This window comes from Pseudomonas sp. Marseille-Q1929, assembly GCF_017316265.1.
GTDB lineage: Bacteria > Pseudomonadota > Gammaproteobacteria > Pseudomonadales > Pseudomonadaceae > Aquipseudomonas.
In genome coordinates this window covers 24,013-48,351 of the sequence record NZ_JAFLWU010000029.1, presented here as the reverse complement: position 1 = coordinate 48,351, position 24,339 = coordinate 24,013, and the positions used below count along the sequence as shown (strand labels likewise).

Below are 24,339 nucleotides of genomic sequence, written 5' to 3'. Positions count from 1 at the left end.
TCTCGTACTGGCGCTTACTGCCTGATCATCTCCCGCACCTTGGCCGTCAACAGGTCGAACGTAAAGGGTTTGGTGATCAACTGCATACCGGGGTCAAGAAAACCACCGCGCACCGCCGCATGCTCGGCGTAGCCGGTGATAAACAACACCTTGAGTTCCGGGCGGATCTGCCGGCCGATTTCCGCAAGCTGCCGGCCGTTCATGCCGGGGAGGCCGACGTCGCTGATCAACAGGTCGATACGCTGCTCGGATTCGATGATCGGCACCGCCGTATTGGCATCACCGGCTTCGACAAAGGCATACCCCAACTCCTTGAGCACGGCGCTGACCAGTATTCTCACCGCCGGATCGTCCTCGACAATCAACACCGTCTCGCCCGCAACGGCCAGGGGCAGCAATGCCGGATCAGCCGTCTGGTTCGCGACGATTTCACCGACAAAACGCGGCAGGAACAAACTGACGGTGGTGCCCTTGCCGACCACGCTATGGATCGTCACATGACCATGGGACTGGCGGGCAAACCCGTAGATCATCGACAGGCCCAGGCCCGTGCCTTGACCGATTGGCTTGGTGGTAAAGAACGGATCGAAGACCCGTCCCATCACGCTCTCGGGAATGCCACAGCCCGTGTCGCTGACGCTCAGCTCCACGTAGTCACCCGGCTTCAAGGTGCCGTAAGCGGCAGTGAATACGCTATCGAGGTGGCGGTTGCTGGTTTCGACAGTAAGGTTGCCGCCATTGGGCATAGCGTCCCGTGCGTTGATTACCAGGTTGAGCAGGGCGCTCTCCAGTTGGTTGGGGTCGGCTTCGGCGGTCCACAGTGCATCGGTAAGGCTCATATCCAGGGCGATGCTTTCGTTGATGCTGCGTTGCAGCAACTCGCCCATGGCCGTGACCAATTGGTTGATTTCCACGGGCTTGGAATCCAGGGATTGGCGCCGCGAAAACGCCAATAGCCGATGGGTCAGGCCCGCAGCGCGGTTGGCGGAGGTCACGCCGAGGTCGATCAAGCTGTCGAGGTCATCCAGCTTGCCCCGCGATACTCGCCGGCGCAGCAGCTCCAGGCTGCCGATAATGCCGGTGAGCATATTGTTGAAGTCGTGGGCGATGCCGCCGGTCAACTGGCCAACCGCTTCCATCTTTTGCGATTGGCGCAAGGCGTCTTCGTTGTGGCGCAGTTGCGCGGTCCGTTCCTCCACCTGTTGTTCGAGGGTTTCCAGGGTGCGTTGCAGGCGCAGCTCGCTATCACTCAGGTCGATCAAGCGGTCGCGGGCTTCGTATTGGCGACGCCGGCCACGCAAGGCCGTACTTACCTGGCTGATCAGGGTGACCGGGTGAAAAGGCCGCTCCAGGAACGTCACGTTGCCCAGCAAGGGGCTCAGTTGCGAGGAGCCGTTCTGTCCGCTGCCGCCGTGATGGGTCATCAGCACAATCGGCAAGTCCGACCACGCCGGCTGCTGGTGCAGGATCTCCAGCAACGGTTCCAGCTCCACCCCAAGCAACGCTTCGGCCGCCACGATCACCAAGCCGGCGCCTTGTTCCAGCGCTTCGCACAACGCCCCCAGGTCGCTGGCGACGATGCCACTGTAGCCGGCTTCCTTGAGCATCATCAGCGCCAATGAGCCGTCGCGGCCCATCGGCGCCAGGATGATTGCGCGCTCGGAGAAGGGCGAAAGGCCCGGCATCAGCCCATATCCTTGAGCAAGGGCGAGCCAGCGCCCATATACGTGGGAATTCCGCGCAGCACGCCCTGGAAGTTATTCAGTGGCTCGCCCACGGTCATGCCGCGACTGCCGATGCGGTATTCGCGAATGGTGGACTCATGGGAACCGGTTCTTTTCTTGATGATCGAAATCGCCCGGCGCACCTCACCGATGGCTTCAAAGTAACGCAACAGGATCACCGTGTCGGCCAGGTAAGTGATATCCACCGGCGCCTGCATGTCGCCCACCAACCCGTGCTGGGCGACCGTCATGAACGTGGCTGCGCCCCGGCGGTTGAGGTACAGCAGCAACTCATGCATATGCAGGATCAGCGCGTTCTCTTCCGGCATCGCCGCCGTGTAGCCGTTGATGCTGTCGATCACCACGGTTTTGATGCCGCTGTCATCGACGCAACGGCGCACCCGGTGGGAGAACTCCCCAGGCGACAGCTCAGCCGCGTCCACTTGTTCAATCAGCAGATTGCCGGTGGCTTGCAGCGCCTCCAGGTCGATGCCCATGTTCTTCATGCGCTCAAACAGCAAGCCCAGCTCTTCGTCGAAGATAAACAGCGCGGCTTTTTCGCCACGGGCCACGGCCGAGGCGGCGAAGATCATCGAGATCAGCGATTTGCCGGTACCGGCCGGGCCGAGGATCAGGCTGCTGGAACCAGTCTCGATACCGCCGCCGAGCAACGAATCCAACTCCTTGATGCCGCTGGTCAGGGTCTGGCGGTTGTAACCGCCACGGTGTTCGGCCGCCACCAGGCGCGGGAACACATGCACGCCGTCCTGCATGATGGTGAAGTCATGGAAACCGCCACGGTATTTCTGCCCGCGGTACTTCACCACCCGCACCCGGCGCCGTTCCGCGCCGTAGTTGGGGGTCAGTTCTTCCAGGCGGATCACGCCGTGGGCGACGCTGTGTACAGTCTTGTCGAGGGACTCGGTGGTCAAGTCGTCCAGCAGCAGGACGGTGGCGTCATAACGCACGAAATAGTGCTTGATCGCGAGAATCTGCCGGCGATACCGCAGGGAGCTTTGCGCCAGCAGGCGAATCTCCGACAGGCTGTCGACCACCACGCGGGTCGGCTTGACCCGTTCCACCACCTCAAAGATCTGCCGCGTTGCTTCGCCCAACTCCAGGTCGGACGAATACAGCAGGCTCTGCTGGTGCTCGGCGTTGAGCAGGCTTTCGGGTGGGGTCAGTTCGAAGATATGGATGTTGTCGTCCAGGTCCCAGCCATGGGACTTGGCACCTTGGCGCAACTCGCGCTCGGTCTCGGACAGGGTGATGTACAGCGACTTCTCGCCGTTTTTCGCGCCGGCCTGCAAAAAATGCAGGGCGACGGTGGTTTTACCGGTGCCGGGTTCACCTTCCAGCAGGAACAGGTGGCTGCGCGATAGCCCGCCGGAAAGAATGTCGTCCAGACCTTCGATACCGGTGGCCGCCTTTTCACTGAACAGCTCGTTGGATGTAGACAAGAAGTGCCCTCGGGTCACGGATCAATAGAGGAACGCGCCGCCTTGGGCGCGCCATATTTACTTGACCGTGATGGCCCGTAGCCGTTCCACGATTTTTTCCGATGGCGCTACAAGCCTTGCTGCAACGCCGGGTCGTCGGGGTTTTGCTGTTCCAGTTGGGCGAGCAACACCTGCACATTCTGCAACTGGCCACTTTCCTTCCAGTAATTGACCAGCAGCACCCGAGCTTTGCGGTTGGCGGGATGGCGTTGCAGGATCTCTTCCAACTGGCGCTGCGCCGCTTCGAGTTCGTTCTGGGCGTGCAGGGTAGTCGCCAGGTCGTAGCGATAATCCTGGTTGTCCGGCTCCAGCTCAACCGCCTTGGACAAGCCCAGCAGCGCATACGGCCGTTCACCGTGGTGCAGCAGCCACAGGCCCAGGGCATGTTGCAGGTAGGCAGACTCGGGATGCGCCGCCAGTTGCCGCGCCAGCAATTGGCGGGACTCGTCGCTCTTGCCTTGTTTATCCAGCAACTCGATCTGTGCGACCACCGCTTGCAGGTTGTCCGGTTGCAAGCGCATCGCCTGTTCCAGGGCGTTTTGTGCGTCCGGCAACAGGGCGCTGTGGATGTACAGCTGCGCCAGTTGAATCCAGCCTTCGGCAGTTTCGGGCTGGGCCTTGAGGTATTTGACGAACTCGTCGAGCACCTGCTGCAAGGGGCCGAAGTACAGGCCCAGGGTGTCGGGCGACAGGCCGAGCAGAGCGTTGGCAGCGGCAAAGCGCACGCTTTGTTCCGGATCGTCCAGTGCCGGGCCCAGCAACAGCGTGCGCTGGCCACTGGGCACCAGGCCGACAATGCTGTGGATCGCCGCTTCACGCACCTGCGGCGAATCGCTCATCAGGTCCTTGTCGGCCAACTTCAACGCTTGCGGGCTGGGGTAGTTGGGCAACTCGGCGTGCAGCGCGGCGCGGCGCTCCGGGGACAGGTCCGGCCGGCCCAGTTGCTGATACAACACCCGCGCCGCTCCCGGTTCGCCATTGCGCGCCTGTTTCAGGGCTTTGGAATAACCATGGGCAATCGCCGGCGGCACGGCCACCTGGCTGGAACGGGAGAAATACCAAGTGATCAGCACAATCAACAGCAGGGCGCACAGGCCGACGAGGGAGTAACGGCGTGACTTTGACATGCAGGCGTCCGCAAGTATTACAAAGCCGTCAGCTTCGGTCAGAGCAGGGCAGGTGTCAAACCCGCGTCAGGTCAGCACGTAGTCCACCGGTTCCAGGGCGGGCGGCAAGTCGGTTTCCCCGAGGGCGGCGCGCACCTCGCGCTCCAGGTTGCGCAGGATGGCGTTGCATGGCAGATCGTTTTCGTCGAAACCGAACGGGTCTTCGAGGTCATCGCCGATTTCGTCGAGGCCAAAGAAGGTGTAGCTGACGATGGCGGTGAACACCGGCGTCAACCACCCCAGCGGCTCGGCCATGGCAAACGGCAGCAGGATGCAGAACAGGTAGATAGTGCGGTGCAGCAGCAGGGTGTAGGGGAAGGGCAGCGGCGTGCTCTTGATCCGCTCGCACGAGGCCTGCACCTGGCTCAGGCTGACCAGGCGCGTTTCCAGCTGGGTATAGCGCCAATCGCTGATCACGCCGCGCTCGGCCAGTTCGGAAAAGCGCGCGCCCAGTTGTTGCAGCACGCTGTCCGGCAGGTTCGGGTGCGTCGCCGCCACCGCTGTCCAGGGCCTGATCGCCAAGGCTTCATCTTCATGGCGCAAACGCGCGATCAGCCCATGGGCAAAGCCACACAAACCGCGCAACAGCCCGGCCCGCTCAGGCGAATCCCCCAGCACCTGGGTTTCGCGGATCAACGAGCGCACGTCGATGATCATCTGCCCCAATTGCTTGCGGCCTTCCCACCAGCGGTCGTAGCAAGCGTTGTTGCGAAAGCTCATGAAGATCGACAGCGACAGCCCCAGCAACGTGAAGGGCGTGGCATTGACCTTGGAAAAGTAGGCCGGGTGCCAGGTTTCTACGAGCACGATCACCGACGCCAGCAACGTGACCAGCAGGCTGCGCAAGGCAATGCGCTTGGCAATCGAACCCTTGAGGGAGAACAGGATGCCCACGAGGTTGGGCTTGGGACGGACAATCATCGGGTGGGGGACTTCTTTGGTGGCGCAGGCCCTCAGGTTAGAAGCTCGCTGCCAACGCGTCCAATCGCTTGGGCTGACCGGTTGATCGGCGGGGTCGATGACTGGCCAAACCAGTCAGCCATGTTGATAGCTTTGACCATTGCTGCTGGCGCGCGCTAGAGCGACTATTTCCGTGGTTTACGTCCTGAAAATAAAAAACACAGAAGGATTTGAAGCGATGCGTGACTACTTGGCTGCCACCACCGGATTTGACTACCCCCACACCGTTGCCGCCGCACTGGCCGGCACCCTGCAAGGCCTCAATGCCTGCGTGGAGTGCTGCGACCGCCACGCGCTGCCCGGGCGCATCGCGTTGTTCTGGGAGGGCAAGGACGGCCGCAGCGCCACCTCGACCTTTACCGACTTGCAGGACCAGGCCGCACGCTTCGCCAATTTCCTCCTGGCCCAGGGCGTCAAGCGCGGCGATAAAGTCGCGGGGCTGCTGCCGCGCACGGCGGAATTGCTGGTGGTGGTGCTTGCCACCTGGCGCATCGGCGCGGTCTATCAACCGTTGTTCACCGCCTTTGGCCCCAAGGCCATCGAGCATCGCCTGACCAGCTCCGACGCCGCATTGGTGGTTACCGATGCGGTGAACCGGCCGAAACTGGCGGAAGTCGAAGGCTGCCCGACCATCGTCACGGTCACCGGCGCCAAGGGCGAAGGCCTGGTGCGTGGCGATTTCAGCTTCTGGGCCGAGCTGCCCAACTATTCCAATGTCTGTGAGCCGGTGCTGCTGGGCGCTGACGACCCGTTCCTGCTGATGTTCACCTCGGGCACCACCGGCCCATCCAAATCGCTGTCGGTGCCGCTCAAGGCCATCGTCGCGTTCCAGAGCTACACCCGCGACGCCGTGGACCTGCGCCCTGAAGACGCATTCTGGAACGTCGCCGACCCAGGCTGGGCCTATGGCATCTACTTCGGCGTGACCGGCCCGTTGTCCATGGGCCACCCGATCACCTTCTACGACGGCCCCTTCACCCTGGAAAGCACCTGCCGGGTGATCAACAAATACGGGATCACCAACCTCACCGGCTCGCCCACCGCGTATCGCCTGTTGATTGCCGGCGGCGAGCAGTTCGCCCACTCGATCAAGGGCAAGCTGCGCATCGTCAGCAGCGCCGGCGAGCCGCTGAACCCGGAAGTGATCCGCTGGTTCGCCGACAACCTCGGCGTGACCATCCACGACCACTACGGCCAGACCGAACTGGGCATGGTCCTGTGCAATCACCATGGCCTGGAGCATCCGGTGCATGTCGGCTCGGCCGGGTTTGCCTCGCCGGGCCACCGCATCGTGGTGCTGGACGATGACCATCAGGAGTTGCCTGCGGGCCAGCCAGGCATCCTCGCCATCGACCGCGAACAGTCGCCGATGTGCTGGTTCGCCGGCTATGACGGCGTGAAGACCAAGGCGTTTGTCGGCAAGTACTACTTGAGCGGCGACACCGTGGAGTTGAACCCAGATGGCAGCATCAGTTTTGTCGGGCGCAGTGACGATGTGATCACCACGTCGGGCTACCGCGTCGGCCCGTTCGACGTGGAAAGCGCGCTGGTGGAACACCCGGCGGTGATCGAAGCGGCGGTGGTCGGCAAGCCGGACCCGGAGCGCACCGAACTGGTGAAAGCCTTCGTGGTGATCAACAGCCAATACCGCGCCACCCCGGAGCTGGCCGAGGAACTGCGCCTGCACGTGCGCAAGCGCCTCGCCGCCCATGCCTACCCACGGGAAATCGAATTTGTCAGCGACTTGCCCAAGACCCCGAGCGGCAAGCTGCAACGTTTTATCTTGCGTAACCAGGAAATCGCCAAGGCGGCGGTGGCCTGATCCACTTTTAAGGACACAATGATGCAGATTGAAAACAAGGTATTCCTGGTCAGCGGCGGCGCTTCGGGCCTCGGCGCGGCCACCGCTGAGATGCTGGTTGCCGCTGGCGCCAAGGTCATGCTGGTGGACCTGAACGCCGACGCCGTCGCGGCCAAGGCCAAGCAGTTGGGTGATAACGCGCGCAGCGCCGTGGCCGACATCAGCCAGGAAGCGGCCGCCGAAGCCGCAGTACAAGCCGCCGTTACTGCGTTTGGTGGTTTGCACGGCCTGGTCAACTGCGCTGGTGTGGTGCGCGGCGAGAAGATCCTCGGCAAGAGCGGCCCCCACGCCCTGGCCAGCTTTGCCCAGGTGATCAACGTCAACCTGATCGGCAGCTTCAACCTGCTGCGCCTGGCCGCTGCGGCCATCGCCGAAACCGAAGCAAATGCCGATGGCGAGCGCGGCGTGATCATCAATACGGCCTCGGTGGCCGCGTTCGACGGGCAGGTCGGCCAGGCGGCGTACGCAGCCTCCAAGGGCGCGATTGCCAGCCTCACCTTGCCCGCCGCCCGCGAACTGGCGCGCTTTGGTATCCGCGTCATGACCATCGCCCCGGGCATTTTCGAAACGCCGATGATGGCCGGCATGACCCCGGAAGTACGCGATTCCCTGGCCGCCGGCGTGCCATTCCCGCCGCGCCTGGGCAAACCGGCCGAATACGCCGCGCTGGTGCGCCACATCATTGAAAACAGCATGCTCAACGGCGAGGTGATCCGTCTCGACGGCGCCTTGCGCATGGCGGCCAAGTAAGGAGTTTGAACCATGACTGATCCCATCGTAATTGTCAGTGCCGTGCGCACGCCCATGGGCGGCTTCCAGGGCGACCTCAAGGGCCTGACCGCTCCGCAACTGGGTGCCGCTGCGATTCGTGCCGCAGTAGAGCGCGCCGGTATTGCCCACGATGCCGTGGATGAAGTGCTGTTCGGCTGCGTACTGCCCGCTGGCCTCGGCCAGGCGCCTGCACGCCAGGCTGCACTGGGCGCCGGGCTGGACAAGTCCACCCGCTGCACGACCCTCAACAAGATGTGCGGCTCGGGCATGGAAGCGGCGATCCTGGCCCATGACTCGCTGCTGGCCGGCAGCATTGAGGTGGCAATCGCCGGGGGCATGGAAAGCATGTCTAACGCGCCATACCTGCTGGACCGTGCGCGCAGCGGCTATCGCATGGGCCACGGCCGCGTGCTTGACCATATGTTCCTCGACGGTCTCGAAGATGCGTATGACAAAGGCCGCCTGATGGGCACCTTTGCCGAAGACTGCGCCGAGCACAACGGTTTTACCCGGGAAGCCCAGGACGCGTTCGCCATCGCTTCCCTGGCCCGCGCGCAGCAAGCGATCAGCGACGGCAGCTTTGACGCGGAAATCGTCCCGGTGCAAGTCACCGTGGGCAAGGAACAGAAAACCATCCAGCACGACGAACAACCGCCGAAAGCCAAGCTGGACAAGATTGCCAGCCTGAAACCGGCGTTCCGCGACGGCGGCACGGTTACGGCAGCGAACTCCAGTTCGATTTCCGATGGCGCGGCGGCGTTGCTGCTGATGCGTCAGTCCGAGGCGCACAAACGCGGCCTCAAGCCCTTGGCGGTGATTCACGGGCACGCGGCGTTTGCCGATGAGCCGGGGCTGTTCCCGGTGGCACCGGTGGGGGCGATTCGCAAGCTGATGAGCAAGACCGGCTGGAACCTCGACGAGGTGGACCTGTTCGAAATCAACGAAGCCTTCGCCGTGGTCAGCCTGGTGACCATGAGCAAGCTGGAAATCCCCCACAGCAAGGTGAATATCCACGGCGGCGCTTGCGCCCTGGGCCACCCGATTGGCGCGTCCGGTGCGCGCATCCTGGTGACCTTGCTCGCGGCCCTGCGCCAAAAAGGCCTCAAGCGTGGCGTCGCCGCCATCTGCATCGGCGGTGGTGAAGCCACGGCCATGGCCGTCGAATGCCTGTATTAAGGACTGAACCCCATGTTGCCCAATGACGAACAACTGCAAATCAGCGACGCCGCCCGGCAATTTGCCCAGGAGCGCCTGAAACCTTTCGCCGCCGAGTGGGACCGCGAGCATCGCTTCCCCAAGGAAGCCATCGGTGAAATGGCCGAGCTGGGCTTTTTCGGCATGCTTGTGCCAGAGCAGTGGGGCGGTTGCGACACCGGTTATCTGGCCTACGCCATGGCCCTCGAAGAGATCGCCGCCGGCGACGGTGCGTGCTCGACCATCATGAGCGTGCACAACTCGGTGGGTTGCGTACCGATCCTCAAGTTCGGCAACGATCAGCAGAAAGAACAGTTCCTCACGCCTCTGGCCAGCGGCGCCATGCTCGGCGCGTTTGCGTTGACCGAACCGCAGGCCGGCTCCGACGCCAGCAGCCTGAAAACCCGTGCACGCCTGGAGGGCGACCACTACGTGCTGAACGGCTGCAAACAGTTCATCACCTCCGGGCAAAACGCCGGGATCGTGATTGTGTTTGCGGTCACCGACCCGGCGGCGGGCAAGCGCGGGATCAGCGCGTTTATCGTGCCCACCGATGCCCCCGGCTACACCGTGGCGCGGGTCGAGGACAAGCTCGGCCAGCATGCGTCCGACACCTGCCAGATCCTCTTTGAAGACGTCAAAGTGCCGGTGGCCAACCGGTTGGGCGAGGAGGGCGAAGGCTACAAGATCGCCCTGGCGAACCTGGAAGGCGGGCGCGTGGGCATCGCCTCGCAATCGGTGGGCATGGCCCGCGCCGCCTTTGAAGCGGCGCGGGACTACGCCCGTGAGCGTGAAAGCTTCGGCAAGGCGCTGATCGAACACCAGGCCGTGGCGTTCCGCCTGGCGGACATGGCCACGCAAATCGCCGTCGCCCGGCAGATGGTGCATTACGCCGCCGCCCTGCGTGACAGCGGCAAGCCGGCGCTGGTGGAAGCCTCGATGGCCAAGCTGTTCGCCTCGGAAATGGCCGAGAAAGTCTGCTCGGCCGCCTTGCAAACCCTCGGCGGTTACGGTTACCTGAGCGACTTCCCCCTGGAGCGCATCTACCGCGATGTGCGGGTCTGCCAGATCTACGAAGGCACCAGCGATATCCAACGCATGGTCATCTCACGCAATCTCTAAGGAGCCGATACATGAGTTACGAAACCATCCTGCTTGAAGTCCAGGGCCGCGTCGGGCTGATTACCCTCAATCGCCCGCAAGCCCTGAACGCGCTGAATGCGCAACTGGTCAGCGAACTGAACCAGGCGCTGGACGGCCTGGAAGCCAACCCTGAAATCGGCTGCATCGTGCTGACCGGCTCGAAAAAAGCCTTCGCCGCCGGTGCCGACATCAAGGAAATGGCCGAACTGACCTACCCGCAGATCTACCTTGATGACCTGTTCAGCGACAGCGACCGCGTGGCCAACCGCCGCAAGCCGATCATCGCCGCTGTCAACGGCTTCGCCCTCGGTGGCGGCTGTGAACTGGCGTTGATGTGCGACTTCATCCTGGCGGGCGATGGCGCCAAGTTCGGCCAGCCGGAAATCAACCTCGGCGTGTTGCCGGGCATGGGCGGCACTCAGCGCCTGACCCGCGCCGTGGGCAAGGCCAAGGCCATGGAAATGTGCCTGACCGGGCGCTTTATCGACGCAGTGGAAGCCGAGCGTTGCGGCATCGTCGCGCGCATCGTGCCGGCCGATGAACTGCTGGAAGAAGCCCTGAAAGTCGCCACGCTGATTGCCGGCAAGTCAGTGCCGATCAGCATGATGGTCAAGGAGAGCGTGAACCGCGCGTTTGAAGTCAGCCTGTCGGAAGGCGTGCGCTTTGAGCGCCGGGTGTTCCATGCGGCGTTTGCGACGCAGGATCAGAAGGAAGGCATGGCGGCGTTTGTGGCCAAGCGCGCGCCCGAGTTCAAAGACAAGTAACCCAATCTCCCAAACACCGGAGATCTAAATGTGGGAACTGGACCCTGTGGGAGCTGGCTTGTGTGGGAGCCGGGCTTGCCCGCGATGCAGGCACCTCGGTTTGTCTGCTTGACCGAGGTGATGCTATCGCAGGCAAGCCAGCTCCCACACAAGCCAGCTCCCACATTGGGTTATGCAGTGTGTCAGTTACAGCTGGTAGTTCTTCAGTTCCCTGGCAATCACCATCCGCTGAATCTCGCTCGTCCCCTCATAAATCTGCGTGATCCGCGCATCCCGGTAATAACGCTCCACCGGGTAATCCTCCAGATACCCATACCCGCCATGAATCTGCATCGCTGACGAGCAGACCTTTTCCGCCATTTCCGAGGCAAACAGCTTGGCCTGGGAGGCTTCCGACAGGCACGGCTTGCCGGCGCTGCGCAGGCGCGCGGCGTGCAGGATCAGCAAGCGCGCGGCATTCAAACGGGTTTGCATGTCGGCGAGCAGGTTGGCCACGCTCTGGTGCTCGATGATCGCCTTGTCGAACTGCACCCGATCCCGGGCGTAGGCCAACGCCGCTTCAAACGCCGCACGGGCGATGCCCAGGGCCTGGGCGGCGATGCCGATGCGGCCGCCTTCGAGGTTGGACAGGGCAATCGCCAGGCCCTTGCCACGCTCGCCCAGCAGGTTGGCTTCAGGCACGCTGCATTGGTTGAGGGTCACGGCGCAGGTGTCCGAGGCGCGGATGCCCATCTTGTGTTCCGTGCGATCCACCACAAAGCCGGGTGTGTCGGTGGGCACCAGGAACGCGGAGATACCTTTTTTGCCCTGCTCGGGATCGGTTACCGCAAACACGATGGCCAGCTTGGCGCGCTTGCCGTTGCTGACAAACTGCTTGGCACCATTGATCACCCATTGGCCGTCGCGCAGTTCGGCACGGGTGCGCAGGTTGTGCGCCTCGGAACCGGCCTGGGGTTCGGTCAGGCAGAAACAGCCAATCGCCTGGCCGCTGGCCAGATCGGCCAGCCAGGTCTGTTTCTGTTCATCGGAGCCGTAGTTGAGGATCGGCCCGCAACCCACTGAATTGTGGATGCTCATCAGCGCACCGGTGGCGCCATCACCCGCAGAAATCTCCTCGACGGCGAGGGCGTAGGCGACGTAATCCACGTAGGTGCCACCCCATTCTTCCGGGACCACCATGCCCAGCAAGCCCAGTTCGCCCATCTTGGCGACCAGGGCATCATCGATCCAGCCGGCTTTCTCCCAGGCTTGGGCGTGGGGCGCGATCTCACCCCGGGCAAAGTCGCGCGCCATGTCGCGGATCATCACTTGTTCTTCTGTGTATTCAATATCTTGCATGGCTTATCTCCCAACCAACTCGAACTCACGGAAGAAGCTGTCGACATGGTGCGCATCCAGCTCAGCCACCGTGGCAGGGTTCCAGCGTGGGGCTTTGTCCTTGTCGATGATCAATGCGCGAACGCCTTCGATCAGGTCGCCGCGCGCGAACCATTGACGGTCCAGGTGGAGTTCCAGGGCAAAGCATTGTTCCAGTGGCAGGTGACGGCCACGGCGCAGCATTTCGAGGGTCACGGCCATGGCCAGCGGCGAGCGGGTTTGCATCAGGGCTGCCGTGGTCAACGCCCACTCATGGCTGTCGGCAACGGTGACTTGCTGGAGCTGTTCGACGATGCTCGGCACATCCGGCAAGGCGAAGAAGTGGTCGATGGCCGGACGCAATGCGGCCAGCGGCGCGTCCGGCAGGTGCTGTACGCCGAGTTTGGCGAGCAGGCCTTGCAGGTCCTTGAGGGGCGATTCGTGCCAGTGCAGGTGATCCAGCTTCTGGTCGAGGTCGGCCAGCTTGGCGCTGTCCAGGTACCAGTCGGCCAAACCGCAATACAGCGCATCGGCGGCACGAACCTGCACGCCGGTGACCCCGAGGTAAACCCCCAGCTCACCGGGAATACGCGGCAGGAAGTAGCTGCCGCCAACGTCAGGGAAGTAACCGATGGCCACTTCCGGCATCGCCAAGCGGCTGCGTTCGGTGACCACGCGCAAGTCGGCGCCTTGGACCAGGCCCATGCCGCCGCCCAGCACAAAGCCGTCCATCAGGGCGAGGACGGGTTTGCGGTAGTGGTGGATGGCGAGGTCGAGGGCGTATTCCTCGACGAAGAAGTCTTCGTGCAGGGTGTCGCCGCTCTTGAAACTGTCATACAAGGAGCGAATATCGCCCCCCGCGCAAAAGGCTTTTTCCCCGGCGCCGCGCAGGACTACCGCGTACACCGTGGGATCGTCGGCCCAGGCCTGCAGCTGCTGGCTCAGGCTGCGGACCATGTCCAGGGTAATGGCATTCAGGCCGGCGGGGCGGTTGAGGGTGAGATGGCCGATATGGTTGCGGACTTCGGCGAGTATGTCGGCTTGAAGATGGTCGGTGTGGCTTGCCTCGGATGAAACCTGAGCAGTCATCGCTAACTCCCTGCTTTTATTGTTCTTTATCAAGATGTTCGGGGACGAACCTTCTTGCGATCCTACCAGTGCAAATTTGCCCAGTACACCGGGGAATCATGCAGGTCGTTGTTGCATTTATGCACGGCGACTGAGCACTTCACCAATGCTACGCCGCCGCGCATGGCCCTGTGCCGTGTGGATCAGTTGTTCCAGCTCGGACGGTTGCACATCGTAGAACTGCTCCATCTCGGCCAGGGCCAGCTTCAAGTCGGCCGCAGTGACCTCGGGGTCGATGACCGGCGCGCGGCTGCCCACCACCGCAGGGGACGGCACCAGCACACCTTTGGGATAACGCGTGCGCGTGGCGTTGTTGTAGGCCAACGCGCAGCCCAGCAGCGCGCCGGCGCCGAGCATCACCGCACCCAGCTCCTGCCAGCCGAGGGCAATCGAGGCCGGGTCGGCCAATACCAAGGTCATGGCCAGCCCCCCCGCGGGTGGGTGCAGGCAGCGTAGCCAGCAGATCAATATCACCGTCATGCCCGCGGCGAGGCACGCACTGCCCAGCGTTCGCCCCAGTACACGGGCGACCAGCAGCGCGACGATACCGGCACACAGGTAGCTGCCGATAATCGACCAGGGTTGGGCCAACGCACCGGACGACACTGCAAACAACAATACTGCCGACGCCCCCAAAGGGCCGAGCAGGTGCAGCGCGACCTCCATGCCAAATACCTGGGCGCACGCCCATACACTGAGCAGAGTGCCCAAGGCCATGCCGATGGCGGCACGGCTCCATTCGGCGGGACGGGTGTTGATGGCAGCAGGTAACCAGCGAGCAAGCATTGCGATAGATCCATAAACAGCAGGCGAAAAAAAAGGCTTGCCTGGTTTCCCGGAAAAGCCCTTGAAAGTTCCACATTTGGGGGAGGAACCCGCGCAGTGTGCCCACCTCGATGGAGCGACGCCACTGCATATTAATGAAGGTTAAATGCAATAAAATTGAAGTTTAATAGGTGATCGGCGCAGACGAGTGGCTGACGACCCCCAGGATCCGGTCATGGTTCTCTTCGCTCAGCAACTGCTTGTGCAGGTTGTCGCGCAGCCCCGGGTCATCGGACAGGGGACCATTCAACGCGACAACCGCGTCACGCAAGCCCATCAGGCGGTGCAGGCCAGCATGCAGCGGATCGGGCACTAGCAGTGAGGGGGAGGTAGGCAATAAGTCATTGGGCACGGCGTGATCCTTTCAATGAGCCCGCCGTGATTGAATTCACGGCGGGCAGCGTCCCTGGCATGTTCCATTGGTAGTAAATAGTTACCGCAATTGGCGACCGAGTTTACATTTTGGATCCATGAGCGGGAATGGCAAAAGGCACCAGCCATTACGCATAGCTGTGTAGGAGCTTTCGTGAGGGAGCCGGCCGAAGCCGGCTGGATCAGGGCTGCGGCGTGGCTGTCAGGTGCAGCAGCACATAGGGATTTTTATCGAACTCACCCACCAGTGTCGGGGTGAGCGCGCGCAGGCGGGGCTCCTTCAAGGCGGCGTAGTCGTCCTCGCTCATCACCAACCAGGCCGGGGCCTGCAACGGCGCCAGGTCGGTGGTTGACTGGGTGAACAACGGCACACGGTCGCACTCGAGATTGACCATCAGCTTGATCGCCTTTGCGTCTTTGCCCAGGCCGTGCAGCACCACAGGCGCAGGTTGCTGGTTGATCTGTGCCTTGACCGCCAGGCTGAAGGTGCGCGTGTCGTAGAGCGTGCGCTGCAGCGGTTCGACCACCACGATGTAGGTCGCCCACAACGCCAGTACCGCCGCCAATGCCGGCCCTGTCGGACGCAGGCGTGGCTTGCACCACGCCAGCAACGCCAGTACCTGCAACACACCCAGCACGCCGAAAATCAGGCGCAAGTCGCCCACCTGCTCGGCATATCGACGCCGAACCACCAGCAGCCCGATCACCAGCAGCGCCGGCAACAGGGTCCAGAGACCCAGCAGCACACCGCGCAGCCAGGCATACACGCGCCCTTGGGTGACCTGGAACGGGTACGCCGCAATGATTGCCGCCATCGGCAGCATCGGCAGCACGTAACGAGCTTTCTTCGCCTGAGGGATCGACAAGCCGAGCATCACCAGCAAGCCCGCAGCCGCGCAGTACAACACCAGTTGCAAAGGCGGCTGCGGCGCGCGGTTGCCGCCGATGGCCACCGCCAGCAGCACCAACAGAGCCATCGGATACGCCAGCGCGTAGTTGCCCATGGAACTGGTGAAGTAATACAGCACGCCGCTGGAGCCTTCGCTGCCGTCCATGCGCCCGAGGAATTGCATGCGGATCACGTCCTGCATGAACCCCTCGCCACCACTGAGCTTGGCCAACAGCAACAACACCCCGACACAGGCCATCAACAGCGCCAGTGCCAGCAAGCCGACGCTGAACAGTTGTCGCCACTGCCGGTTGATCAGGTAGTAGCTGCACAGCACGCCGGTAGGGATCACCAGGCCAATCGGCCCACGGATCGCAAAGCCTGCGATCAGCAGCAGGTACACCCAGTGCAGGCGTTTACCGGCGCCGAAGTGATCATGGGCATAGCCCAGGTAAAACACCGCCAGGGTCACGGCGGCGAGCATCTGGTCCAGGGACACGGCACGGGTTTCGCTGACAAAGGTGCTGCTGAGCAACAGCATCGCCACGCTCAGCAGGCCCCAGCGCGGGGAGTAGGGCGCCGTGAGGCGGTACACCAGGATCACGATCAGTGCCGAGGCAATCGCCGTCGGCAACCACGCCGTCAAGCTGGTGACCTGGCCCAACGGCAACGAGAACAACCAGGTCAGCAGCGTCGAGGTCGCCAGGTAATCGGCGTACGGCTGGCCGTAGGTGGTGGGGAAAAAGCTCGGGCCATGGCGCAGCATCTCCTGGGCGAACAGCACGAAGCGCGAGTCAAACCCGATGATCGCCTGGTGCCAGTTGCCGGCGATAAACAGCAGCAGCGCCAACAGCCCGAGCAGCAGGGACTGACGGCGCACCGTGGCGTCGATGAAGGGCGCTTTGTTCACGTCTCAGGCTTCCACGACCTGATCTGCCGATTGCGCCACCCACTGTTGCTGCGGCATTGGCAGTTGGCAGGAGTCGCCACGGCCGATCGGGAAGTACTGGAAGCCTTTGCGCGCCAGGCGTTCGCCGTCGTACAGGTTGCGGCCGTCGAAGATCACCGGGGTTTTCAGGCGCGAGTGGATCAGGTCGAAATCCGGCGCCTTGAATTGCTGCCATTCGGTGCAGACGATCAGGCCATCGGCGCCGCTCAAGGTCGATTCCGGGGTGCCCATCAGCATCAACCGTGGGTCATCGCCGTAGATACGCTGTGTTTCCTGCATGGCTTCGGGGTCGAAGGCACGCACGTTGGCGCCGGCCGCCCACAAGGCTTCCATCAGCACCCGGCTCGGCGCATCGCGCATGTCGTCGGTGTTGGGCTTGAACGCCAGGCCCCACACGGCAAAGGTCTTGCCCTTGAGGTTGCCTTTGAAGAACGCATTGACGCGCTCGAACAGCTTGCTCTTCTGGCGCTGGTTGATCGCTTCCACGGCTTCCAGCAGGTCGCTGGAGCAGTTGGCCTGCTTGGCGCTGTGGATCAGCGCACGCATGTCTTTGGGGAAGCACGAGCCGCCGTAACCGCAACCCGGGTAGATAAAGTGGTAGCCGATGCGCGAGTCGGCGCCGATCCCCAGGCGTACCGCTTCGATGTCCGCACCCAGGTGTTCGGCCAGTTCGGCGATCTGGTTGATAAAGCTGATCTTGGTCGCCAACATGCAGTTGGCGGCGTACTTGGTCAGCTCGGCGCTGCGCAGGTCCATGAAGATGATGCGGTCGTGGTTGCGGTTGAACGGCGCGTAGAGGTCACGCATCACTTCGCGCACTTCTTCACGCTCGCAGCCGATGACAATGCGGTCTGGGCGGCGGCAGTCGGCAACTGCCGAGCCTTCCTTGAGGAATTCAGGGTTGGAGACGATATCGAACTCCAGGTGACGGCCGGCCACGTGCAGGGCTTTTTCGATATGGGCACGCAGGGTGTCGCCGGTGCCCACGGGCACGGTGGATTTTTCCACGAGGATCACCGGGTCCACACGGTGACGGGCCACGGCGTCGCCCACCGACAGTACGTATTTCAAATCGGCCGAACCGTCTTCGTCCGACGGCGTGCCCACGGCGATAAACAGCACTTCGCCGTGTTCGACCGCGAGTTTTTCGTCATGGGTAAAGTGCAGCCGCCCGCTTTCCAGGTTCTCCTTGACCATCGCAGCCAGCCCCGGCTCAAAGATCGTCACATGGCCTTTTTGCAGCGACTCGACCTTGTTCTTGTCTACGTCCATGCAGATGACATCGTGACCGACTTCGGCCAATACGGTGGCCTGCACCAGACCGACGTAACCACTACCAAATACACTGATTTTCATGGGGCATTCCTGGGACTTGTGGTGCTAGCACGGCGAGAGTTGATAACCAGAACTCCAAGGATGACCAACGCCACCCCCAGCGTTTTTGACAGCGAAAAATGTTCGTTGAACACCGGCAGGCCGGCGGCCAGCAGGTACACCAGCGCATAGCTGATGCTCAGCAGCGAATAGGCACGGCCCAGCGGCAGGTGCTTGAGCGCGCCCAGCCAGCAGAGCATCGACAGCGCATAGGCGAAGATCGCCAGCAGCACCGCGCCCAGGGCGCCGAGGTCGATACTGTTGTTGCTCAACGCGCTCAGCCATTCGTGGGGCAGCGGCAGGCGCGTCATGCTCCAGCGCATGCCCAACTGGGCCGCACTGACCAAACCCACGCTGCCCAACGCCAGGGCAAACCCTTGCACGCGGCTCATACCTGACGCCCCAGCAGCACGACACCGGCAATCACCAGCGCCACGCCCAGCCAGTGGCGGCCATCGATGGGCTCATGAAAGACAAACCGCGCCACCAGCGTGACCAGCACAAAGTTGAGGCTGAGCATGGGGTAGGCGATGCCGACTTCCAGGCGCTGCAACACCAGCAACCACACCAGCAGCCCCAGGCCCAGGCACACCAAAGCGGCCCACAGCCACGGCGAGCGCAGTTTCAGCGCCCAGCCATGCGGCAGGTCGCGCCAGCTTTCCACGGCGAATTTTTGCGCGACCTGGCCCATGCACGTCAGCAGGCAGACGGCCAATAACAGGAGCAGGGTGATCATGGAGCCGCCTGCGGGAAGATCAGAATCACGATATTGCCTTGTTCAAAGCGCTGGCCTTCATTGGGCAGCAAGGCAACTTCGGCAATTTCATCGTCACCTTTAACCCGCATCACCACTCCGACCGGACCTTTTTTGCGCGCATCGCTCATCCACTGTTGCACTTGGGTGGTGTCGATCTTGCGCGCGGCGCTGTCCGCGAAGGCCAGGCCGTATTTGACTTCGCCGACGGTGTTGTAAAGCGTGACGTCCGGACGCGCCAGGCGCCACGACAGCGCCGACGCCGCGCCGAGGTCGTTGCTGAGCAACGCCGTGGCCGGGCGCAGGGCTTGCAGGTGGTCGATGATGAATGGGTCCGGGGTCTTGTTGTAGACCACCGAATGGGGCAACGCGGCCGGTACCAGCGCCACCAGCAACCAGCTGCCAATCACCGGCGCCGCCCACAGTTTCAACGGGCGCGCGGCCTGTAGCAGGCTGGCAACGATCCAGCCGAACAGGAAGACAAACACCAGCACCAGGCTGAGGGTTTCCTGGCCCGGCTCGTACACCGGCTTCTTCAACTGGAACCAGGTGAGTGCCAGCAGCGCGACGATGCCCACCACCAGGTTCAACCAGCCGTTGATACGCAGCGCACGGCTGCGGCCCGCGGCAAGTGTGTCGGCCAGGGTCGCGCCCATCAGCAAGGCCAGCGGCAACAGGCACGGCATGATGTAGGAGGGCAGTTTGCCTTTGGCCAGGCTGAAAAACGCCAGGGGCATCAGCAGCCACAACAGCAGGAATGCGGTTTTCGGCAGGCGCTTATCCAGCCACGCCTGCTTGACGGTGGACGGCAGCAGCGCCACCCACGGCAGCGAGAACGCCACCAGCAGCGGCAGGTAGTACCAGAACGGTTCGGCATGCTGGGCATCGTCACCGGCAAAACGCTGGATATGTTCGTGCCAGAAGAAGAAGTTCCAGTAATCCGGCTCTTGCAGGTGCACCGCCAATGCCCACGGCAGGCTGACCACAATCGCGACGACGACGGCGACCAGGCCATAGCCCAGCAGTTCACGGAAGCGTTTTTGCCAGATCGCGTAGGGCAGGGCGATCAGCACCGGCAGCAGCCAGGCGAGGAAACCCTTGGTCATGAAGCCCATGCCACAGGCGAAACCCAACAACGCCCAGGAAGCCAAGCGGCCATTGCGTGTGGTGCTGTCGAAGCAGAACCACAAGGCCACGCCGGTCAGGTTGACCCAGAAGGTGAACTGCGGATCGAGGTTGGCGTAACCGCCCAGGGCCGCGACGCTGACAAAGCTCATGTACAGCACGGTGCTGATCAGGCTTTTTTGCGGGTCATTCCACAACCGGCGCGACACCAGGTACACCAGCAGGATGCTCAAGCCGGTGCTCAACGCCGAGGCAAAGCGCACACCGAACAGGTTCTGCCCGAAAATCGCCTGGCCCAGGGCAATCATCCAGTAGCCCGCCGCCGGTTTTTCAAAGTAGCGGATGCCCATGAAGTGCGGCGAAGCCCACTTGCCGGTCAGCAGCATTTCCTGGCTGATCTGCGCGTAGCGGGTTTCATCGGGGATCCACAGGCCATGGGTGGCCAGCGGCAGCAGGTAAAACACGCCGAAGGCCAACAGCAGCAGAGGTAACGCCAGACGCCGGATCATGCCTGCTGCACTCCAAGCCAACCCTCACGCCCGGGCAGGGCGCCACGCACCAGCCGTTGCTGGGGCAGGGTGGTCAGGTCTGCGGGCAACAAGTCGCCGAGGGGTTTGAAATCGATGCCGCGCTGCCCTGCCTGGGCCAGCAGCTGGCGAAAATCATTGGCCATCAGAATCCCTTCTACTTCTGCGTGGATCGTATAGACGTTGAGCTTCGACTCGGCAAAGCGGTCGAGGATGAACGTATTGAAGTCTTTGGCAGCCACCACCGGCCCGACGACTTCGTCGAAGGTCGGCAGGTCTACCGGAATTTGTGGGGTGCCCGCGCTGCCATCGGCCAAGGTTGGACGAAACAGGCTGGTGCCCCGGCAATCGCTGTTGTAGCGAAAGTTGAAGCCTTGCTTGGCTTGCACCACACGCTCATCGGCACGCCAACCGGCGGCCGCTGAACAGTCGATGCGTTCACCGAGGATGTCGCTGAGGGTATCGACGCCACGGCGGATCTGTTCGACCAACTGTGCCTCGCTCCAGCGCCCGGTGTTGGCCTGCCAGCCGTGGTGGTCCCAGGCGTGCAGGCCGACTTCATGCCCGGCGGCCTTGGCCTGGCGCATCAAATGCCCCAGGTCACGGCCAATCGGCTTGCCCGGCCACGCCGTGCCGGCCAGCAAAATGTCCAGGCCATACAGGCCGACGGCATTGGAACGCAGCATCTTCCACAGGAACTGCGGGCGGATGAGACGCCACAAGTGGCGCCCCATGTTGTCCGGCCCGACGCTGAAGAAGAACGTTGCCTTCACCCCGGCTTCATCCAGGGTTTCGAGCAACCGCGGCACACCTTCACGGGTGCCACGGTAGGTGTCGACATCAATGCGAAGACCTGCCTGCATTACTTCTTATCCGCGATTTCAAGCATGGCTTCACGCAAGAAGAAGTCGAGCGTATTGCCGATGGTTTCGCTCATCTCCACGGTCGGCTCCCAGTTCAGCAGGCGCTTGGCGTTCTCGATGCTTGGCTTGCGGTGTGCCACGTCCTGGTAGCCCGTGCCGTAGAACGCCTTGCTTTCCACGTCGCGGAAACCGGCGAACGGCGGGAAGTTGCCGCGCAGCGGGTGCGCTTCGAACTGACGCAGCAGCTCTTCGCCCAACTGGCGGATGCTGGCTTCGTTTTCCGGGTTGCCGATGTTGATGATCTGGCCGTTGCACACGTCATTGTCGTTATCAATGATGCGTGCCAGGGCTTCGATGCCGTCGGCGATGTCGGTGAAGCAACGCTTCTGCTCACCACCGTCGAACAGGCGGATCGGCGTGCCCTCCACCAGGTTGAGGATCAACTGGGTGATGGCGCGGGAGCTGCCGATACGCGCCGAGTCCAGGCGGTCGAGGCGCGGGCCCATCCAGTTGAATGGACGGAACAGGGTGAAGTTCAGGCCTTTGGCGCCGTAGGCCCAGATCACGCGGTCCAGCAGTTGCTTGGAGACCGAGTAGATCCAACGTTGTTTGTTGACCGGGCCGACCACCAGGTTGGAGGTGTCTTCGTCGAAGTACTGGTCTTGGCACATGCCATAGACTTCGGAAGTCGACGGGAAGATCACGCGTTTGTTGTACTTGACGCAGTAGCGCACCAGCTTGAGGTTTTCCTCGAAGTCCAGCTCGAACACGCGCAACGGGTTGCGGGTGTACTCGATGGGCGTGGCGATGGCCACCAGCGGCAGGACCACGTCGCACTTCTTGATGTGGTACTCGATCCACTCGGTGTGGATGCTGATGTCGCCTTCCACGTAATGGAAGTTCGGGTGGCTGCGCAGGCGCTCGATGGCGTCGGAGCCGATGTCCAGGCCGTAGACTTCGTAACGGTCGTCACGCAGCAGGCGCTCGGACAGGTGGTTACCGATAAAGCCGTTCACGCCGAGGATCAGCACGCGGGTACGGCGCGGCTTGCGGCCGGACTCGGCACCGCGCAGCACCGAACCGTCCACCAGGCCCAGCTCGTTGGCCAGGGACGGGCCGGCCAGGTACAGGCCGTTGTCGTTGCGCTGGCCGAACTTGACCACCAGGGAGTCTTCACCGCAGGCGATGCGCAGCGGGTTGACGCTGATAACGCGACCTGGGGCCAGGCCTTCATTGCCCTTGACCACTTCGGCTTGCCACACAATCAGCTTGTGCTCACCCACAGCGCAGAAGGCGCCCGGGTAAGGTTGGGTCACGGCGCGGACCAGGTTGAACAGCTCTTCAGCCGGCTTTTTCCACTCCAGCTTGCCATCGGCGGCGGTGCGGCGACCGAAGTAGGTGGCTTGGCTTTCGTCCTGGGCGGTTTCAGTCAACTTGCCTTGGGCCAGTTGTGGCAGTGCATCGCGCAGCAGGCTGGTGGCGGCGTCACGCAGTTTGGCGTGCAGGCTCAGGCCGGTATCGGTGCGGTCGATGATGACCTTTTGCTGGGCGAGGATCGCGCCCGCATCGGCACGCTTGACCATGCGGTGCAGGGTCACGCCGGTTTCGGTTTCGCCGTTGACCAGCACCCAGTTGGCCGGGGCGCGGCCACGGTATTTCGGCAGCAGCGAGCCGTGCAGGTTGAACGCGCCTTTGCGGGCGGTGGCCAGCAGGGGCTCGCTGAGCAGGTTGCGGTAGTAGAACGAGAAGATGTAGTCCGGGTTCAGCTTGGCGATGCGCTCGATCCACAGCGGGTGGTTGGCGTCTTCCGGCGCGTGCACCGGGATGCCGTTGCGCGCGCAGAGTTGGGCGACGGAGCCGTAGAAGTTGTTTTCCTTGGGATCATCGGCGTGGGTAAACACCGCAGCAATGTCGTAGCCGGCAGTCAGCAGGGCTTCAATACCTGCACAGCCAATATCGTGGTAGGCGAAGACAACGGCTTTTGAATTCATGACGAAACCTGATCGGAAGGAGAAGTAGAAGTGGTATGGGAGGACACCAGGCCGTCAACAATGACCACTGGCGCCGGCGCTGCCGGGGTGTTGCGCAGCACTTTTTCGATAAAGAAGCGAGGGCGGGCGCGCACATCGCTGTACATGCGGCCCAGGTATTCACCCAAGAGCCCCATGCCGATGAACTGGCCACCAGTGAATACGAACAGCACCGCAAACAGCACAAACATGCCGTCGCCGGCCCATTGGGCGCCAAAGGCCAGGCGCATGACGATCAACGCCAATGCAAACAGCACACCCAGGCCCGCCAGGCTGAAACCGACGATGGACAGCAGGCGCAGCGGGGTGGTGGTCATGCACGTCAGCAGGTCGAACATCAGGCTGATCAGGCGCATGGCGCTGTATTTGGATTCGCCGTGTTCACGCTCGGCGTGGTGCACGAGGATTTCCGTGGTGTGGCGGGCAAAGCCGTTGGCCAGGATCGGGATAAAGGTGCTGCGCTCACGGCAGGCGAGCATGGCATCGACAATGGTGCGGCGGTACGCGCGCAGCATGCAGCCGTAGTCGGTCATGGCCACGCCGGTGGAGCGCTGCACGGCCAGGTTGATCAGGCGCGACGGCCAGCGGCGGAAGGCGGAGTCCTGGCGGTTGTTGCGCACGGTGGCAACCACGTCGTAACCCCGGGCGGCTTGCTCCACCAGGCGCGGGATTTCTTCCGGCGGGTTTTGCAGGTCGGCGTCGAGGGTAATCACCACTTCGCCACGGCACTGCTCGAAACCGGCCATGATCGCGGCATGCTGGCCGTAGTTGCGATTGAGGATCACCGCCACCACGTTGCTGCCGTCTTCGGCGGCGGCGTCTTCGAGCATTTGCGCGGATTGGTCGCGGCTACCGTCATCCACCAGGATGATTTCGTATTCGTAGGCCAGTTGCTTGCAGGCTGCAGTGGTGCGACGCAGCAATTCAGGCAGGCTTTCTTCTTCGTTGTAGACCGGGATAACGATCGACACGCAATGAATAGGGTAGGGTTTCAAAGATTCAAGACCTCGGGGTTAGAGCAAGTTGGCGCGTGAAAACAGCAGCGATCATCAGGCAAAACTCTAT

21 protein-coding genes are annotated in these 24,339 nt (G+C 62.6%); 5 read left to right on the top strand and 16 right to left on the bottom strand.

Translation table 11 applies throughout. From position 1 onward, the window contains the following. Nucleotides 1–14: 14 nt before the first annotated feature. The 4 genes from J1G37_RS24325 to J1G37_RS24310 all read right to left on the bottom strand — a co-directional run bounded on the left by J1G37_RS24325 (nucleotide 15) and on the right by J1G37_RS24310 (nucleotide 5,310). Nucleotides 15–1,685, bottom strand: a complete 1,671-nt coding sequence (locus J1G37_RS24325) for an ATP-binding protein (RefSeq protein WP_207045870.1) — start codon at nucleotides 1,683–1,685, stop codon at nucleotides 15–17. After that, a complete protein-coding gene (locus tag J1G37_RS24320; protein ID WP_124524742.1) occupies nucleotides 1,685–3,184 on the bottom strand; it encodes an ATPase domain-containing protein in 1,500 nt (499 codons plus the stop codon). Before J1G37_RS24320 ends, J1G37_RS24325 begins: the two co-directional genes overlap by 1 nt. A 107-nt stretch (nucleotides 3,185–3,291) precedes the next feature. Next, nucleotides 3,292–4,350, bottom strand: a complete 1,059-nt coding sequence (locus J1G37_RS24315) for a tetratricopeptide repeat protein (protein ID WP_207045868.1) — start codon at nucleotides 4,348–4,350, stop codon at nucleotides 3,292–3,294. Between the two features lie 66 nt (nucleotides 4,351–4,416). Continuing rightward, a complete protein-coding gene (locus J1G37_RS24310) occupies nucleotides 4,417–5,310 on the bottom strand; it encodes a bestrophin family protein (RefSeq protein WP_207045866.1) in 894 nt (297 codons plus the stop codon). A gap of 217 nt (nucleotides 5,311–5,527) precedes the next feature. On the opposite strand from J1G37_RS24310, the gene J1G37_RS24305 reads away from it, so the two are divergent. Genes J1G37_RS24305 through J1G37_RS24285 form a run of 5 tightly spaced genes read left to right on the top strand, consistent with a single transcriptional unit; the run spans nucleotide 5,528 to nucleotide 11,082 of the window. Further along, on the top strand, nucleotides 5,528–7,171 hold the full coding sequence (locus tag J1G37_RS24305) for an AMP-binding protein (RefSeq protein ID WP_207045865.1): 1,644 nt from the start codon (nucleotides 5,528–5,530) through the stop codon (nucleotides 7,169–7,171). 21 nt (nucleotides 7,172–7,192) lie between these two features. Then, on the top strand, nucleotides 7,193–7,960 hold the full coding sequence (locus J1G37_RS24300) for an SDR family NAD(P)-dependent oxidoreductase (protein WP_207045862.1): 768 nt from the start codon (nucleotides 7,193–7,195) through the stop codon (nucleotides 7,958–7,960). 12 nt (nucleotides 7,961–7,972) lie between these two features. Next, nucleotides 7,973–9,157, top strand: a complete 1,185-nt coding sequence (locus tag J1G37_RS24295) for an acetyl-CoA C-acyltransferase (protein WP_207045860.1) — start codon at nucleotides 7,973–7,975, stop codon at nucleotides 9,155–9,157. Between the two features lie 12 nt (nucleotides 9,158–9,169). Next, the gene (locus J1G37_RS24290; protein ID WP_207045858.1) at nucleotides 9,170–10,297 is read left to right on the top strand and encodes an acyl-CoA dehydrogenase; all 1,128 of its coding nucleotides are present in this window, start codon (nucleotides 9,170–9,172) and stop codon (nucleotides 10,295–10,297) included. An 11-nt stretch (nucleotides 10,298–10,308) separates the two neighbouring features. Further along, nucleotides 10,309–11,082, top strand: coding sequence for an enoyl-CoA hydratase (locus tag J1G37_RS24285; protein WP_017738134.1), 774 nt, complete (start codon nucleotides 10,309–10,311; stop codon nucleotides 11,080–11,082). 186 nt (nucleotides 11,083–11,268) lie between these two features. Here the strand turns inward: J1G37_RS24285 and J1G37_RS24280 are convergent, their stop codons facing one another. The 12 genes from J1G37_RS24280 to arnC form a co-directional block, all read right to left on the bottom strand. Continuing rightward, complete coding sequence (locus J1G37_RS24280; RefSeq protein WP_207045856.1) at nucleotides 11,269–12,420, bottom strand: acyl-CoA dehydrogenase family protein; 1,152 nt, start codon at nucleotides 12,418–12,420, stop codon at nucleotides 11,269–11,271. Between the two features lie 3 nt (nucleotides 12,421–12,423). Next, nucleotides 12,424–13,527 carry an enoyl-CoA hydratase/isomerase family protein gene (locus tag J1G37_RS24275; RefSeq protein WP_207045855.1) on the bottom strand — a complete coding sequence of 368 codons (1,104 nt, stop codon included), beginning with the start codon at nucleotides 13,525–13,527 and terminating at the stop codon, nucleotides 12,424–12,426. Between the two features lie 117 nt (nucleotides 13,528–13,644). Beyond that, nucleotides 13,645–14,352 (bottom strand): HPP family protein, encoded by a 708-nt coding sequence (locus J1G37_RS24270; protein ID WP_207045854.1) that lies wholly within the window; start codon nucleotides 14,350–14,352, stop codon nucleotides 13,645–13,647. Nucleotides 14,353–14,515: 163 nt separating this feature from the next. Continuing rightward, the gene (locus tag J1G37_RS24265) at nucleotides 14,516–14,743 is read right to left on the bottom strand and encodes a hypothetical protein (protein ID WP_207045888.1); all 228 of its coding nucleotides are present in this window, start codon (nucleotides 14,741–14,743) and stop codon (nucleotides 14,516–14,518) included. Nucleotides 14,744–14,945: 202 nt separating this feature from the next. Further along, a complete protein-coding gene (locus J1G37_RS24260) occupies nucleotides 14,946–16,562 on the bottom strand; it encodes a glycosyltransferase family 39 protein (RefSeq protein ID WP_207045851.1) in 1,617 nt (538 codons plus the stop codon). A gap of 3 nt (nucleotides 16,563–16,565) precedes the next feature. After that, complete coding sequence (locus tag J1G37_RS24255) at nucleotides 16,566–17,957, bottom strand: UDP-glucose/GDP-mannose dehydrogenase family protein (RefSeq protein WP_207045849.1); 1,392 nt, start codon at nucleotides 17,955–17,957, stop codon at nucleotides 16,566–16,568. Then, complete coding sequence (gene arnF, locus J1G37_RS24250) at nucleotides 17,954–18,367, bottom strand: 4-amino-4-deoxy-L-arabinose-phosphoundecaprenol flippase subunit ArnF (protein WP_207045848.1); 414 nt, start codon at nucleotides 18,365–18,367, stop codon at nucleotides 17,954–17,956. Before arnF ends, J1G37_RS24255 begins: the two co-directional genes overlap by 4 nt. Continuing rightward, nucleotides 18,364–18,711 (bottom strand): 4-amino-4-deoxy-L-arabinose-phosphoundecaprenol flippase subunit ArnE, encoded by a 348-nt coding sequence (gene arnE, locus J1G37_RS24245; RefSeq protein WP_207045847.1) that lies wholly within the window; start codon nucleotides 18,709–18,711, stop codon nucleotides 18,364–18,366. Before arnE ends, arnF begins: the two co-directional genes overlap by 4 nt. Further along, on the bottom strand, nucleotides 18,708–20,363 hold the full coding sequence (arnT, locus tag J1G37_RS24240) for a lipid IV(A) 4-amino-4-deoxy-L-arabinosyltransferase (protein WP_207045846.1): 1,656 nt from the start codon (nucleotides 20,361–20,363) through the stop codon (nucleotides 18,708–18,710). The genes arnE and arnT overlap by 4 nt, the downstream gene beginning before the upstream one ends. Further along, complete coding sequence (gene arnD, locus J1G37_RS24235; protein ID WP_207045845.1) at nucleotides 20,360–21,244, bottom strand: 4-deoxy-4-formamido-L-arabinose-phosphoundecaprenol deformylase; 885 nt, start codon at nucleotides 21,242–21,244, stop codon at nucleotides 20,360–20,362. The genes arnT and arnD overlap by 4 nt, the downstream gene beginning before the upstream one ends. Then, the gene (gene arnA, locus J1G37_RS24230) at nucleotides 21,244–23,235 is read right to left on the bottom strand and encodes a bifunctional UDP-4-amino-4-deoxy-L-arabinose formyltransferase/UDP-glucuronic acid oxidase ArnA (RefSeq protein WP_207045844.1); all 1,992 of its coding nucleotides are present in this window, start codon (nucleotides 23,233–23,235) and stop codon (nucleotides 21,244–21,246) included. Before arnA ends, arnD begins: the two co-directional genes overlap by 1 nt. Continuing rightward, on the bottom strand, nucleotides 23,232–24,269 hold the full coding sequence (arnC, locus tag J1G37_RS24225) for an undecaprenyl-phosphate 4-deoxy-4-formamido-L-arabinose transferase (RefSeq protein WP_207045843.1): 1,038 nt from the start codon (nucleotides 24,267–24,269) through the stop codon (nucleotides 23,232–23,234). The genes arnA and arnC overlap by 4 nt, the downstream gene beginning before the upstream one ends. Nucleotides 24,270–24,339 lie beyond the last annotated feature (70 nt).

Bases quoted from the DNA above. Each gene is read 5' to 3' on its own strand.
- J1G37_RS24325 (WP_207045870.1), bottom strand. From the start codon at position 1,685: ATGCCGGGCCTTTCGCCCTTCTCCGAGCGCGCAATCATCCTGGCGCCG.
- J1G37_RS24315 (WP_207045868.1), bottom strand. From the start codon at position 4,350: ATGTCAAAGTCACGCCGTTACTCCCTCGTCGGCCTGTGCGCCCTGCTG.
- J1G37_RS24310 (WP_207045866.1), bottom strand. From the start codon at position 5,310: ATGATTGTCCGTCCCAAGCCCAACCTCGTGGGCATCCTGTTCTCCCTC.
- J1G37_RS24305 (WP_207045865.1), top strand. From the start codon at position 5,528: ATGCGTGACTACTTGGCTGCCACCACCGGATTTGACTACCCCCACACC.
- J1G37_RS24300 (WP_207045862.1), top strand. From the start codon at position 7,193: ATGCAGATTGAAAACAAGGTATTCCTGGTCAGCGGCGGCGCTTCGGGC.
- J1G37_RS24295 (WP_207045860.1), top strand. From the start codon at position 7,973: ATGACTGATCCCATCGTAATTGTCAGTGCCGTGCGCACGCCCATGGGC.
- J1G37_RS24290 (WP_207045858.1), top strand. From the start codon at position 9,170: ATGTTGCCCAATGACGAACAACTGCAAATCAGCGACGCCGCCCGGCAA.
- J1G37_RS24285 (WP_017738134.1), top strand. From the start codon at position 10,309: ATGAGTTACGAAACCATCCTGCTTGAAGTCCAGGGCCGCGTCGGGCTG.
- J1G37_RS24280 (WP_207045856.1), bottom strand. From the start codon at position 12,420: ATGCAAGATATTGAATACACAGAAGAACAAGTGATGATCCGCGACATG.
- J1G37_RS24275 (WP_207045855.1), bottom strand. From the start codon at position 13,527: ATGACTGCTCAGGTTTCATCCGAGGCAAGCCACACCGACCATCTTCAA.
- J1G37_RS24270 (WP_207045854.1), bottom strand. From the start codon at position 14,352: ATGCTTGCTCGCTGGTTACCTGCTGCCATCAACACCCGTCCCGCCGAA.
- J1G37_RS24255 (WP_207045849.1), bottom strand. From the start codon at position 17,957: ATGAAAATCAGTGTATTTGGTAGTGGTTACGTCGGTCTGGTGCAGGCC.
- arnF (WP_207045848.1), bottom strand. From the start codon at position 18,367: ATGAGCCGCGTGCAAGGGTTTGCCCTGGCGTTGGGCAGCGTGGGTTTG.
- arnE (WP_207045847.1), bottom strand. From the start codon at position 18,711: ATGATCACCCTGCTCCTGTTATTGGCCGTCTGCCTGCTGACGTGCATG.
- arnT (WP_207045846.1), bottom strand. From the start codon at position 20,363: ATGATCCGGCGTCTGGCGTTACCTCTGCTGCTGTTGGCCTTCGGCGTG.
- arnD (WP_207045845.1), bottom strand. From the start codon at position 21,244: ATGCAGGCAGGTCTTCGCATTGATGTCGACACCTACCGTGGCACCCGT.
- arnA (WP_207045844.1), bottom strand. From the start codon at position 23,235: ATGAATTCAAAAGCCGTTGTCTTCGCCTACCACGATATTGGCTGTGCA.